Annotated in this window: 11 protein-coding genes; 6 read left to right on the top strand and 5 right to left on the bottom strand. The window is 49.5% G+C overall.

The genetic code is table 11. The features are described from left to right. Positions 1-25: 25 nt before the first annotated feature. Entirely contained in the window at positions 26-1,042 is a 1,017-nt protein-coding gene (locus SG35_RS17065; protein WP_053042876.1) for a hypothetical protein, read from the top strand. Positions 1,043-1,187: 145 nt separating this feature from the next. Here SG35_RS17065 and SG35_RS17060 read toward each other — a convergent pair whose 3' ends face one another. Then, complete coding sequence (locus SG35_RS17060) at positions 1,188-2,174, bottom strand: LysR substrate-binding domain-containing protein (protein WP_044831682.1); 987 nt, start codon at positions 2,172-2,174, stop codon at positions 1,188-1,190. A gap of 151 nt (positions 2,175-2,325) precedes the next feature. On the opposite strand from SG35_RS17060, the gene SG35_RS17055 reads away from it, so the two are divergent. Continuing rightward, positions 2,326-3,654 carry an MATE family efflux transporter gene (locus SG35_RS17055; RefSeq protein ID WP_044831681.1) on the top strand — a complete coding sequence of 443 codons (1,329 nt, stop codon included), beginning with the start codon at positions 2,326-2,328 and terminating at the stop codon, positions 3,652-3,654. 91 nt (positions 3,655-3,745) lie between these two features. After that, positions 3,746-4,474: a substrate-binding periplasmic protein gene (locus SG35_RS17050; RefSeq protein WP_044831680.1), complete on the top strand. Its 729-nt coding sequence runs from the start codon at positions 3,746-3,748 to the stop codon at positions 4,472-4,474. A gap of 97 nt (positions 4,475-4,571) precedes the next feature. Here the strand turns inward: SG35_RS17050 and SG35_RS17045 are convergent, their stop codons facing one another. Further along, complete coding sequence (locus SG35_RS17045) at positions 4,572-5,522, bottom strand: nucleoside hydrolase (protein WP_044831679.1); 951 nt, start codon at positions 5,520-5,522, stop codon at positions 4,572-4,574. A gap of 1 nt (position 5,523) precedes the next feature. Then, the gene (locus SG35_RS17040) at positions 5,524-6,414 is read right to left on the bottom strand and encodes a ribokinase (protein ID WP_044831678.1); all 891 of its coding nucleotides are present in this window, start codon (positions 6,412-6,414) and stop codon (positions 5,524-5,526) included. A gap of 478 nt (positions 6,415-6,892) precedes the next feature. Between SG35_RS17040 and lodB the strand changes: the two genes are divergently transcribed. Next, positions 6,893-8,029 (top strand): lysine-epsilon-oxidase maturase LodB, encoded by a 1,137-nt coding sequence (gene lodB / locus SG35_RS17035; RefSeq protein WP_044831676.1) that lies wholly within the window; start codon positions 6,893-6,895, stop codon positions 8,027-8,029. A 131-nt stretch (positions 8,030-8,160) separates the two neighbouring features. Here the strand turns inward: lodB and SG35_RS17030 are convergent, their stop codons facing one another. Continuing rightward, the gene (locus tag SG35_RS17030) at positions 8,161-8,580 is read right to left on the bottom strand and encodes an acyl-CoA thioesterase (protein ID WP_044831675.1); all 420 of its coding nucleotides are present in this window, start codon (positions 8,578-8,580) and stop codon (positions 8,161-8,163) included. A 261-nt stretch (positions 8,581-8,841) separates the two neighbouring features. Here SG35_RS17030 and SG35_RS17025 point away from each other — a divergent pair, with 261 nt between their 5' ends. Continuing rightward, a complete protein-coding gene (locus SG35_RS17025; protein ID WP_044831674.1) occupies positions 8,842-9,393 on the top strand; it encodes an NADAR family protein in 552 nt (183 codons plus the stop codon). A gap of 191 nt (positions 9,394-9,584) precedes the next feature. Here SG35_RS17025 and SG35_RS17020 read toward each other — a convergent pair whose 3' ends face one another. Next, positions 9,585-12,500 (bottom strand): UvrD-helicase domain-containing protein, encoded by a 2,916-nt coding sequence (locus SG35_RS17020; protein ID WP_053042875.1) that lies wholly within the window; start codon positions 12,498-12,500, stop codon positions 9,585-9,587. 288 nt (positions 12,501-12,788) lie between these two features. Between SG35_RS17020 and SG35_RS17015 the strand changes: the two genes are divergently transcribed. Further along, positions 12,789-13,031, top strand: a complete 243-nt coding sequence (locus SG35_RS17015) for a hypothetical protein (RefSeq protein WP_044831672.1) — start codon at positions 12,789-12,791, stop codon at positions 13,029-13,031. The last annotated feature ends 40 nt before the right edge of the window (positions 13,032-13,071 follow it).

The following is a 13,071-nucleotide window of genomic DNA, read 5'->3' as shown; positions in this document are numbered from 1 at the left end:
TTAAAACTAATCAAGGATGATTACAATGAAAACACCCAGCCAAGGAACCATAGTTTTTATGGTTTTACTGCTGTTATCGCCGTTAGAGCTTTTCGCTTTGCCGGAGATAGATAGCTCACTCACCGCGTCACTTATTAATAACCCTTTTAGTTATCACGCCAATTATCCGGGATTTCGCATTGGCCAGCCGGTTCCGCTGGAGATTGCTTATGACAGCCAGTCGGTGAAGGTGGCTAAGAATGCCCTCGGGGTACGCGAGCTGGATATGACCAATATGTGTCATTTCAACCTGGTGAAATCTCGTCTGGATAAGGCGGATATCAGTGAGGAGGAGTTTCCCCATTTACATCGGAACATGGAATTGAAACAGCAGCAGCAACAGCTGGAAAAGCTCTTTCCCACCCCGATGCAAATAGCTGCGTTGTCAGATAAAATGAAAAATGCCAGACATGTATTCTTAGCCATGAATGTCGCCATTTCCCCGCAAGATAATAGTCCCTACCTGGTCATACACACGAAAAATTCGGTACAGGGAGGAACTTTTACTACCTATCTGGATTTGCTGCTTGAAGACAGCTCGGGCAAGGCGCTGGCGCCGATGGAGCATACCCTGGAGTTTTATGAAGGGGAGGATACCGTCACGACCGTGATTGTATCACTGGAAACTTTAAAGCATAACTTTCCCGCGCTGGAGATGATTCATGTCAGCTCTTATGTCGAAACCCAGGCGCTTGACGGTACTATTTCCTCGGCCATCAAGCATAGCCAGTATCCTTTTTCCTGGTCACATATCGAACAGGCATTCGGCCACTTGTTAAACCATGATATTAATACGGATAACCCGGCGGAAAAAACAACAGCGCAAACGTCTGCGGGCCGCTTTTATCAGTACCTTAGTCAAGGTTTCGCCGATAAAGATCGTAGTGACATTATCCGTCTTTGTTTGACGCCTGGTTTGCCTGGCTGCGATGATCGGGATAAGGGATTAACGCCAGCAACGCAGGGGGTGACGGTAAACTCCCCTTTAGCGACCCGTTGGTGATCCTCCGTGAAAGTAAAGGGATTTATGCTTCAGAGCCGCCGGCGGGGCTTTTAGCAAGCTTGTTAAGTTTAGCCGTCAACAATAAGGCCCTTGGTTTATGAGCTTTGTGTCTAAGGTAGTCATGTCCTATTACTGGCTGCGTGGGTTAATAACTTGCTTTATCGGGCATTTGCCAGCCATGCTGTTGGCAAAGCTGCTCTAATAAGGTGATGTCATGGGCCATTTCCTGCTTGAGCCAGTGAATAAAAATGCCGGCTTCCTTATCGGCGTTGCTTTGCGGCGCAAGGTAGTAATAGTATTGCCACGGGCTGTGGCATAAACGGGCATTTGCAGGCAGCAACAATTGTTGCTCTTTGAGCTGCTCTAAGATCAACATAATATCCACCATAGCCGCGCCTTCGCCGCTGGTGGCGGCACTGACGGCAAGATCTAAGCTATTGAAGGTGATGCCTTTATCCAGGCTGTGATCGGCAATGGCGTTAAAATGCAGCCAGCCATGCCAGTCAGCCCTGTCCTGGGTCGGATGTATTCTGGGTAAGGATAAAGTATCGGCTAACGATAAGGCTTTATTGCCTGTACTCAGGGCGGGAGCATAAACCGGCGCCATCACTTCTTTTCTTAACATATTGTTGCTGTAACGGGCATCCGGGTATTTTTCGCCGAAGATGGCGACATCATAACCGCCGCTTTCAAGATTGACATTAACACCGTTTTGAAACCAGGCCAGGGTTAATTCTACCTGGATGTCCGGGTATTGCCGGCGAAAATTCACCATACGTCCTGCGAGCCAGCGTGAAGCCAGACTGGTTTCTACCTTAACCTTCAACTCCCCCTGCTGTGAAGGAGTCAGTTGATAAATAGCGCGGTTTAATTCTCCGAACTGCCGGGTCAATAAGGTGGATAATTCCCGTCCTTCATTGGTTAACGCCAGCGATCTGTGCAGGCGGATAAACAAGGTTAAACCTAAGTTATCTTCGAGTTGGCGGATTTGGCGGCTGACGGCACTTTGGGTGACATTGAGCTCTGTGGCGGCATCGGTAAAACTTAAATAGCGGGCGGCCGCTTCAAATACCCGCAAGCTGTTGAGGGATTGCGGCAATTTACCGTGGCGTTTTAAAACATGACGTTGCATTGGACCTCTCCGGCTGGACGCTTTTTTGAACTCGGTTTTTAGTATGATTTTTCGCATGAGATTTCTGCATGCCAGATTCGCATAAATGTCGTTTGAAAAGCAAGTAACTCCCGGGTATCTTGGCTGATATTCAAAGTAATAGGGCCTTAAGGTGAAAAAATTAGTAAAACTGGCAGTACCTCTGATCATTTCACAATTAGTCGCCCAGCTGATGGTATTGTCCGATGTCTGGATGATGGCGCAGATCAGCGTCACTACCTTGGCTGCCGGTGGTTTGGCGGCCTCGGTTTATGGTTTTATCTTTATCCTGGTGCACAGTGTGATCGGCTCGTCGGCCAATTTACTGGCGATAGCTTGTGGCGAACAAGGGCGGGGCGGGGAAAATGAGCGGGAAATCCGTAAAATCATTAAAGGCAGCCTGTTATTGTCTGTACTGGTTTCCCTGGCGCTGTTGCCGCTGTTTTACAACCTTGAGGTTTTATTTGTCCTGGCCGGGCAGGACGGTGCTATCATTACCGTCGCCATGCAATATCTGGATACGCTTAAATGGGCCATGCTACCGACCCTGCTGCTGTTGGTGGCGCGCAGTTTTGCTGTGGCTTTTGCTGCGGGTAAGTCGGTGCTGTGGATCACTGTAATTTCTGTGCTGTTAAATATTGTGCTGAGTTATTTGTTGGCGTTTCATTTTCACCTCGGGGTGAGCGGCATAGGGGCGGGAACGGCAATTGCCGCTTTTATTACTGCAGCGGGATATCTCTTTTGGCTGTTTACCCGTCCGGCATTTAGCCGCTATCGCCCCTGGCGCCTGTGGTCCGAATATCGCCTGGCGACGACTTTACCTTTGATAAAAATCGGTAGTGCGGTCGCGCTCGCCACCTTAACCGAATACAGTTTGATCTCGGGAGCCGCCCTGATGGCAGGCACTTTAGGGGCGGTATCGCTGGCAATACACCAGATCGCCCTGCAAATTTTAAGCTTTTCCTGGAATATTGCCTTTGGCATTGCCCAGGCGACATCGATGGAAGTCGGGCAGCAATTTGGCGCCGGACAGGGTAAAGCCGAAATTAAAAAGACATCGGTAAACGGTTTAGTGCTGGCGACTGTGATCAGCGCGGTGATCGGGATAGCCTTTATCTTGTATCCCAATGGATTAACCGCTTTATTTGCCAGTGAGCAAGATGTGCTTTTTGAAGAGCTGGTGTTGATCCTGCCGACCGTGATCCTGGTCACCGCCTGTTGCCTGGTGGTGGATGCCTGGCAGTTAATGGCGCTTAATATCTTGCGGGGGTTAAAAATTGTTACTGTGCCGGCACTGTTAACCGCCGTCGGCTATTGCCTGGCGGGGCTGCCCGCGGCCTGGCTGTTGATGGCTAATTTTCAGCTGGCGGGGATCTGGGCGGGGATCGGTTTGGGGCTGGCGCTGACGGGGATATTATTGCTGTTTCAGTTGCAAGTCTCGATGAAAAAGCTGGCCGGATAAAGGCTTTACCCTGATGCAGGTAAAGCTTTTTCAACTATCCTGTTTATTGCTTCAGCCTTTAGGCGGCAGGTATTCGTAACAGGGGGTTCTCTTGCTCAAACTGTTCTTGTTATCTTTGCTGATGTTTTTGTCTCAGCCAGTGGCTGCACAAGAGAATATCTGCCATAAAGTTGTGCTTGGTGGCTCAAACCGCTGGTTTCCCGTGGCTTTTGTCGCTAAAGACACCGAGCACCCTCAAGGCATAGGTTATGATCTGATCCGGCATATCGGGGATAAAATGGCGCTTAAGCTTGAATTTAAGGCCTGGCTTCCCTGGAAGAGGGGGTTAAAATATTTAGAATCCGGCCAGCTGGATATGATGTCCGCCTTGTACTGGAATGAGCCCAGAGGGGCGATTTTTCAGTACCCCAGGCCCTATTTTTATAATAAGTCCTATATTTTTGTCTTAAACGACAAGGTTTTTCCTTATCAACACTATGCCGACTTGAAAGGTTTAACCGGCATTTACCTGAGCGGCAGCAGCTTTGGCGAAGACTTTGGCCGTATTATCCGGGAAAAGAAATTGCAGCTACAGGAGCTAAGCGACAAAAAGGTGATGATCCGGGCATTATTTAGCGGTTTGACGGATTATCTTATTCATGACCATGCCGATATGTTCAGTTACTTGAAACAGCGCCAGTTGCATACCACAAGTGTTGCTTTGCCGACCCTGCTTGCCGCGCTGGCGGTGCATTTTGCCTTCTCAAGAAAATCCCCTGTGCGATGTTATTACCCGAAATTAACCGCGAACTCAAGCGGGCACAGGCTGACGGGACTTTAACAAAACTTATTGAGAAATATAGAAAAAAAGAGTGAAAAAAGGCCAGTCACCCGTTCGGCTCTGGCCTTGATATGCGCTTTTACGCCGGCTTATTGCCTTAAGCGGCGCCGGCAAAGGTGTCTTCTATAACGGCCAACAGGCGCTTGCTGTCGACCCCCATGCAGATCTTGCTTTGCGGCTTATCCTGCCAGTGGGGCAGTGGATAATGTTTATCCGGGTGGGCAATAATGGTTTGTCCTATGGCGACCCCTTCGGTAGCGACGCGGACAATGCCAGGCTCTGTGGTAAAGACATCAGGGGCCATGGCATAGACTATGGTGGAAGCATCATGGACAAAGCAGCCTTCGATGCCGAAGGTTTTATTGTAAAAGTCAAAATAGAACTGGGTCGACTGATATAACAATTCTCCGGCTTTACTGTCGGCGGCGCGGATTTTTTGCAATAAGGTTTCATCCATCATCACCTTATGGGTGACATCCAGGCCCACCATAGTCACCGGCCAGTCGGCGGTAAAGACGATATCGGCGGCGTGGGGGTCGTTGATAATATTGGCTTCTGCCACCGGGGTAACATTGCCCGGCTCAACCGCGGCGCCCCCCATTAATATCACTTCATCCACCAGGTTGACGATTTCCGGGTCCAGTTCCAGTGCCTTGGCCAGGTTACCCAGCGGTCCCAGGGCGATTAATGTGACTTCGTTGGGATTGGCCCGTACGGTCTCGACAATAAATTCGGCGGCGCTGCGGCCATCGGCTTTAGTGGTTTCTGCCGGCCAGTTGATATTACCAAAACCGTCTTTGCCGTGGACAAAGTCGGGGTGAGGTAATTGCGGCGCCGCTAAAGGTGTTGCCACCCCTTCGGCCACCGGGACATTTTTTTGTGCCAGCTCCGCCAGCTTCAGGGCATTGGACGTTGCCAGGGAGACCGGGACATTGCCAAAAGTTGTGGTTAAACCCAGCACGTCAAGCGAGGGAGCATTAAATGCCAGCATGATCGCCATGGCATCATCGATGCCGGGATCTGTATCAATAATAATTTTACGTGTCATCTTACTTCTCTTTTAAAAACTGGCTGACTTCTTCATGGCCCGGGATCGCCGTACTGGCGCCTTCGCGGGTGACACAGATGGCAGAGGCGGCGCAGGCCTGCCTAAGCACGTTTTCAACACTCAGATGATTGGTAAAACCTGCCAGGGCGTAACCGATAAAAGTATCTCCGGCGGCGGTGGTGTCGACGGCTTTGACTTTAAAGGCAGGTACCTGTGTGATAGCTTCCCCGTTAAGGTAACGTACCCCTTCGGCCCCTAAGGTCATCAGGATCTGTAAGTTAGGGTGCTGCGAAACAAGGTTACTCTGGGCAGCATCGACATTGTCGACACCGGCTAAATCCATGGCTTCAACTTCATTAACGATTAACAAATCGATATCCGCCAAGTGTTTTTCAACCAGGGATTTATCCATGGGGGCCGGATTATAAACCACAGTTAAGCCATGTGCTTTAGCTGTGGTGATTATGGTGTCGATTTCGTTGGTTTCGTTTTGTAATAGTACCCAGTCATTTTTATCGGCATTGGCCAATACTTGCTTGATTTGCGGTGCGTTTAGGGCATGGTTGGCCCCGGCAAACAACACGATGGCATTTTCTGCCTCTTTATTAACCTGGATAATGGCATGACCTGTGGCCAGATCTAATGTGGCAATTTGCTCGGTATTCACCCCTTTGCCTTCAAGTTCAGCCAAAAGGTGAGTGTCTTGTTTTGAGATCGCCCCCACATGCACCACGTCACAACCTGCTTTGGCCAGGGCAACCGACTGGTTGGCTCCTTTACCGCCGAGAATTTTCTGGTAATGATCCGAAGTCATGGTTTCGCCGGGGCGAACAAAATGATCAACAGAGTAAACATGGTCGATATTGATCGAACCAAAGTTGAATATCGTCATCAACGATCCTGATTATTAGTATGTAAAGAATGTGTTAAACAGAGTAACAGATCTGTGTTTTTATGATGCCGGAGGGAAAATTATTTTTCATCGGCATCACTTTTATAACACAAACTTTTGTTGTGTGTAAGCAGCTTATGCAATTTATCGCGTTTAGTACAGCCAGGCGGACGGGAAATAGCCAACAGGATGGATATTTTTTGCGTTTCTCAAGCCGCAGTGAAAACAGGGCGAAAACTGATACCAAGCTGATACTAAATTCTTACTGCTCCTTAACTAGACTCTACTTAGGCTGGGGTTAATAAATCCTGCATTATCAGAAACTTTTCATCAATGGCTCTTTAGCTTTACTGATCACGGAACCGCTGACAGGGAGTTTTTCACAAATGCTTATAAGACAGAGAAAATTAAAACCTTGTATAGCGGTTAAAGCCGATTTAAGCATAGCGCACGCGGTGTACTCGGTGGGTATCAAGCAATGACTGACCCGCTGGAACAAACAGAGATCAATACCGACGTTATTATTGTCGGCGCAGGCCCTGCCGGGGCGGCGGCGGCATTGACCCTGTTAACCTACTCAGATCTTAAGGTCACTTTGGTTGAACAAGCGGACTTAAATGATGTCCGGGTGGCAGAGCATGTCGGCTCAGATATTTTTGACTTACTCGGTTATTTAAAAATAACCAAGTCAGCTTTTCCCGAGGACACTTTTTTACCTTGTTATAACCAAACCAGTTATTGGGGCGGTGATGAGCCGGTGAGTGTGCAGGAGCTCTTTAACATAGACAACAAGGCTTTTCGCCTGGATCGGGAGAAATTTGACTTTGTCTTGCTTGGTTACGTCGCTGCCAGAGGGGGCCTGGTTTATTCCCGAACCCGGTGTACCGGTTTTGCCCAGGGCGCCGATCACAGCTGGCAATTGAACCTGAAAAACCGCAGTCAGGGCCGGTTTAAACTGAATGGCCGTTATTTAATTGATGCTTGCGGACGTAAGGCCGATGTTTGCCGTCAGGTGGGGGTGCTCAGTGCCAGGCACGACAAGTTAATGGGAGTCGGGGCATTTTTTCATTTTGATAAAAGCCGAAAAACCAAACAAGAACAAGTGATGGAGAGTCATGAACTTGGCTGGTGGTATTGCGCCAGACTACCGGATCAGCGCCAGGTGGTGGCTTTTTTCTCTGATGCCGATATTATCGGTCAGCACAGGTTAAATCAACCGGAGAATTGGCAGCAGTTACTCGCTCAGAGCCGACATATTAAATTTGGCGGAAAAGGGGGGGCTGTGTTAGCCGGCGCCCCCTGGGTGCGAAATGCCAGCAGCCACATCACCCATTCGGTGTTGAAGAAAAACTTTATTGCCGTAGGGGATGCCGCCGCTTCCTTTGATCCTATTTCCGCCATAGGCTTAGGTTTTGCCATGACTTCAGCCTGTCATGGTGCCAAGGCGGTGCAAACCCAGTTAACTTCGACTGATAAACATACCAAAAAGGCGCAGCTTGATGCCTATCAGCAGGAAGTTGTCGATCACTTTGAACATTATTTACGTTTGCGTAAAAAATGCTATCGCCATGAGCACCGCTGGTCTGGGGCAACATTCTGGTCCCGCAGGCGTTGAAGATAAACGGTTGAGGCTAAAAAAAACGACAGTTAAAAAAGATATTCACACCCCAGTCGGCATACCCTGTGTCAATAAAGGACTTTATTGTGGTGAGCAGCTTTCATAGCGGGGTAATGGCTGTTTGGCCGCTATCCGTGTAATTGCGCCAGCCTGACTTTAAGCATTTCCGGGATTTTGACGGTTTTTTTCGTCTCGGGCGATACACAAACCTGGGTCAGACGGGCGCTAAAGGCCAGGGTATTATCGGCTAAGTACCCCTCAATCAAGAAGCAAAACGCATGTAGCCGAATTTCATCCACCGATACCTTGATACTGAGTTCGTCATCCCAGGTGACCGGGTGTAAAAACTCAAAAGATAAAGATCTTGCCGGTGGCATGATGCCAAAATTCATCAGTGCTGAGATGCCGCCTTTACGTTCAAATAATACTGCTAAGGCACTGTCTACGGCTTCTATGGCAAAGTCGGCAAACCTGGGGGTATATACTATGCCGCCGGGATCGCAATCACCGAACCGGACTTTTCTTTTAATCGTAATCGCATTGGGCATTAAATCAGGCTCTTATTGCTTGGTTGTCAGATGAAGCGTCAATAAAGAAAAGTACCATAGTACAAAGTCGCTTTAAAAAGTAAACCTTCGTTGGGGTTATTTTGTGCTTATTGGCGCTATGGCGAGTGTGGGACCCATGTGGCGAACCGGCATTTTTAAATGCAGGTATTAATGTTAGTATCCCGGGACTAGGGTATTGAGCTGATAAAAGGCATGAATACCTGAAATAACAACCACTAAATTACGGATCTTCATTAACATATGGTAAGTCTTGAAGCCTTGCATGCAGCCCTTAACCGGGGTGAAAAAGTCAGATATCTTTATTTCTGGGGACATCAAAAGCCAAAGGCAGGGATTGGCAAAAGTTGTTTTAGCCAATGGTATCAGGCGCCTTTTGACGTTGACGGCAGGCGCTATCCAACCGCGGAGCATTATATGATGGCCCGCAAGGCGCTGCTTTTTAAAGATCAAAGTGCGTTTGAAAAAATATCGGCGGCACGGACCCCGGGAGAAGCTAAAAAGTCAGGCCGTAATGTTATGGGGTTTGACGATAAAGTCTGGCAACAGGAGCGCTTTGCTATTGTCGTGGAGGCTAATCTGGCTAAATTTAGCCAGCGACCTGAACTTAAAGCATTTTTGCTCAATACCGGCGAGCGGGTATTGGTGGAGGCAAGCCCGGTGGATAATATCTGGGGTGTAGGCCTGGCCGCCGATGATGCGGCTATTGAAGATCCCGCTCACTGGCAAGGACTGAACCTGCTGGGATTTGCGTTAATGGCGGTGCGGGAACGGTTAAATAAAGAGCTTGTTTAACTTGTTGACTTTATAGGAAAAATATTATTGTAATATGCTGTAATGTGTAAATGACAGGATCCGTCTACACTTGTTTAAAGTGGTCTTTAGCTGCAAGTCCAGGTAAAAACCAAAGAAAGCCATCCGCCAAGTTCAGTTACGTCAGACTCCCCGTTACTCGGTTTTAACAACCGATTAGCGGGGTTTTTTGTTTAAGACGGGACGACTTTTTTCGCCGCGGCTTTATGCTGTTGACGGTTTTCACTTGATGGCTGTGGGCCATTGTCTCCGGCTTCTTCATGGTGTTCGCAATAGGGATAATTCGAACAGCCATAAAAGTTGCCGTATCGTCCCGATCTGGCGGTTAATACTCCCGTTTTACAGACCCGGCAATTTGTCTGGCTTGAAGCTGAACCGTTTTGGCCAGTCTTTTCTGTCCACGCTGCAGATAAGCCATAGCTATCTGCAGCTTCTTTGTTTATCGGGTACTGATCTGTGAGCAACTCCCGGATAAATTCACTGGGCTTTTGTTGATCTGCCAGCAAATAAACATGATCTTTGGCCCGGGTCAGGGCTACATAAAATAACCGGCGTTCTTCCGCGTGGGCCGGGCTTTGACTGTCATTGCCTTCGAGCGGCAATAAGGCATCTATCAGCAGAGGTTCGCTTTTTTCTGCCGGGAAGCCGTGATTTCCCTGGTGTAAGCCAAGGACGAAGACGATATCGGCTTCCATGCCTTTACTGGCATGGATACTCAGGCCCTTGATTGCCAATGCAGGAAATTGCTGTGCCAGGGACGCTAACGTGTGTTTATCCGGTAGTAAATGATGATAGCGTGCCAGCAGCAAAACCGAAGATGGCCTTTTCTTGTCTGATTTTGCCTGCGCCAGGCCGATACCTTTTAAGATATCGGCCAGCGGGCTGAAGAGATTGTTGCTGAGCTTCTGACAGCTTGTTATATCGAAAGGCCCTGTTAATGCCAGCGGCATCAGGGTGATTGCCGGAGCTTTCACCCGGTCAAGCGTGGTCAGTTTTTTCGTTAATTGTGCCGGATTCCGGCTGACAAAGCGGCTGGCAATATCGCAAATGCTGTTATTAAAACGGAAAGTTTTATCCAGTGTGGTGACGCAGGTTTGGCCAAAATAAGCGGCAAAATGCCGGGTTAAACTGACATCTGAGCCGGCAAAGCGGTATATCGCCTGCCAGTCGTCGCCGACACAAAACAGGGAAGCGCCGCTGACGGCATCGCGCAGCGCTTTGATCAGCCTGGCCCTGGGGACGGAGATATCCTGAAATTCATCCACCATGATATAACGCCAGGGGCAGGTAAATTGCCCTGAGCTGACATAGGCTGTGGCCTTAGCGATCATATCGTCGAAGTCGATTTGCCCTTCTTTGGCCAGCATGGCCTGGTAGGCCTGGTACAGGGGGGCAAGCAGCTGCAGGGTTAAATTGATCTGCTCGGGCCCGCCGCGTTCTATTGCTTCGGGCTTGGCGGCATAAAAGGTTTTCAGGTGTTTGTCCAGGCGGGTTTTATCAAAGCCGCCGGCCTTATATAAGGTTAATGTCCGGGCCAGTAACTGCCCCAGTTTGGCTAAATCGCCGTTGTCGGCAAACTTTGCCAGCAGACTCTGGTCATCGGCTGGGGTTAAAGGCACGGCATATTTTTTCAATTGCTGCGCAAGTGTCCGGGTTAACTTAGCGCCGGTTAATAAATTTTCATCCAGCTCGATCAGGCGGGTATCAGTGCTTTTATGGAGCCGGCGCTGCCAGGCAATTTGCTGGTGATAATCTGAGCGGTTGATAAACGGGGGAGTTTCCCCGTCAGCCTTGAGATGGCGAAATTCAATGACGATATCGTAAGCGGGTAAATAAAATGCCGGTTTATAGGGACGTGAATCCGGAGTTTTTACCGCTGAAGGGGCAGCAGCTGTGCCTGTTTGATCCACACAGTAGTGTTGACGGTAGCGGTAGTGGATGCCGGTTTTATATAAATAGTCGGCAATGAGCAGCTCACCATAGCTGTGTACCTTATCGCCTGCCAGGCTGAGGATTTTATTGTCTTTCAGGTAGTCGATGTGCTGTGCCAGGGTGGTAAAATCAAAAGCACTGTGCCTGGGATAGCGGTAGCGCTCAAGATAGCTTAAGATCAGGGCAGGGTAGTCGTGATCAGCTCCCTGGCCGGTTAACAGCTGCTGTAACTGTTGCTCCAGCCAAAATTGTTTAGCGGTTTCATCTTGTGCCAGCGGTGTTAACTGCGGGGGACGCCCCTCGACTTTGCTGATAATGGCCTGCCCCAGGGCATGGAAGGTCGAAGCCCTGATATCTTCCCTGTCCAGGCGCTGCTTGATCCTCTCGTCCATTTCTTTGGCGGCCTTGTTGCCAAACGCCAGCAGCAGGATTTCACCGGGACCGGTCTGCTTGCTTTGCAGCAGGTAACCGGTACGTCCCACCATGACACTGGTTTTTCCCGTACCTGCGCCTGCCAGCACTAAATTGTTGTGTTCGTCGCTGATACAGGCAATTTGCTGCTGTGTGGTCAGCGGATTGCTTTCCACCCGGCAGAAAAAATCGGCATAACGGCTTTGTTGCTGGCCGATATATGCCTGGCGGTATTGCTCTAAGTCGCTTTCACTCCAGCGGCTCAACTGCTGCAGGTGATGAAAGGCTTGCTGCTGTGCGTCTGTCAGCAAGGCTTTTGGCATGAACTCCGGCCAGGGAGCCAGGGCGGTTTGTGCGCAGGCTTTAATATTTAGCCAGCTCTGGTGGCGCAAATAGCACTTCTTTTTATTGGGGTACAACAGCCGGCAACAGTGATCGGCGGCCCGGACCAGCTTGTGGCCATGGACATGACACCAGGCCTGGCTGGCCTGGGTCAGCACTTTTTCTGCCAGCGGCTTTTTGAACCAGCTGAAACGGTAAACCTTGCCCTGATGACGCCATACCAGGGCGGCGGAGAAAAACCCCCGGTCAAGGACCGGTAGGGCAGATATTTCCTGCCAGGGGAAGCTCCTGTGTAAGCCGCTGCGGGCACAGGTTAAGCCTTGGCCGTTCAGGTGTATATGGTTTTGATGTGTTTTTAGCAAACGGATCAGCCACTTGGGCTTGATGCTCAGGTTAAACTTCAATGGAGCCTACTTTTGTCGGGTCAGTTGCTAAGGCCGGTGATCTCGGTTTCTGTGCTTGGCATTCTTTCATTAACCTGTAGCAAGGTTTAGCCGTGTCAGTGTATGTTATTTTTTTACCCGGGTATATGGCAGGACAACTGACTGCTGCTATTTTATCCTCGTTCAGGGAAGGTACTTTAGCTACTTGAAAGGGATCCATTATTACTTTTATGGTGCAGCCAAAGCTGTTCATTTTTCCCCAACTCCGCTATTGTTCCAGATCTTGTGGTTATTGACCGGGGTTATACATTGTTGCCATTTCACATCAGCAGGATACACACGGCTCAGGGCATCTTCAGGTTAAGCGGCTACTGGCAAGGGCAATGTCGCCAGCAGCCTGTAGCCAGGCTAGAGGTCGAGGCCATAGAGATTCTGGGGACAGATGGCTGGCAGGCACTGGCTTCTGCTTGCAGGAAGAGTGACGACCTGCTTGGGCAGCTAAAGCCTGAGCTGCTCAGGCATTTGCAGGAGAAGGAGCAGGCCCGCCGGTAAGCGGGCCTGGTGTGTAAAACTTTCAGCTGCCGGACAGCCC

Source organism: Thalassomonas actiniarum (assembly GCF_000948975.2).
GTDB classification, from domain to species: domain Bacteria; phylum Pseudomonadota; class Gammaproteobacteria; order Enterobacterales; family Alteromonadaceae; genus Thalassomonas; species Thalassomonas actiniarum.
Note: the sequence above shows the minus strand (reverse complement) of the source record. Positions and strands in the feature narration are given on the sequence as shown.

Coding starts and splice junctions, on each gene's coding strand:
- SG35_RS17065 (WP_053042876.1), top strand. CDS start 26: ATGAAAACACCCAGCCAAGGAACCATAGTTTTTATGGTTTTACTGCTG.
- SG35_RS17060 (WP_044831682.1), bottom strand. CDS start 2,174: ATGCAACGTCATGTTTTAAAACGCCACGGTAAATTGCCGCAATCCCTC.
- SG35_RS17045 (WP_044831679.1), bottom strand. CDS start 5,522: ATGACACGTAAAATTATTATTGATACAGATCCCGGCATCGATGATGCC.
- SG35_RS17040 (WP_044831678.1), bottom strand. CDS start 6,414: ATGACGATATTCAACTTTGGTTCGATCAATATCGACCATGTTTACTCT.
- lodB (WP_044831676.1), top strand. CDS start 6,893: ATGACTGACCCGCTGGAACAAACAGAGATCAATACCGACGTTATTATT.
- SG35_RS17030 (WP_044831675.1), bottom strand. CDS start 8,580: ATGCCCAATGCGATTACGATTAAAAGAAAAGTCCGGTTCGGTGATTGC.
- SG35_RS17025 (WP_044831674.1), top strand. CDS start 8,842: ATGGTAAGTCTTGAAGCCTTGCATGCAGCCCTTAACCGGGGTGAAAAA.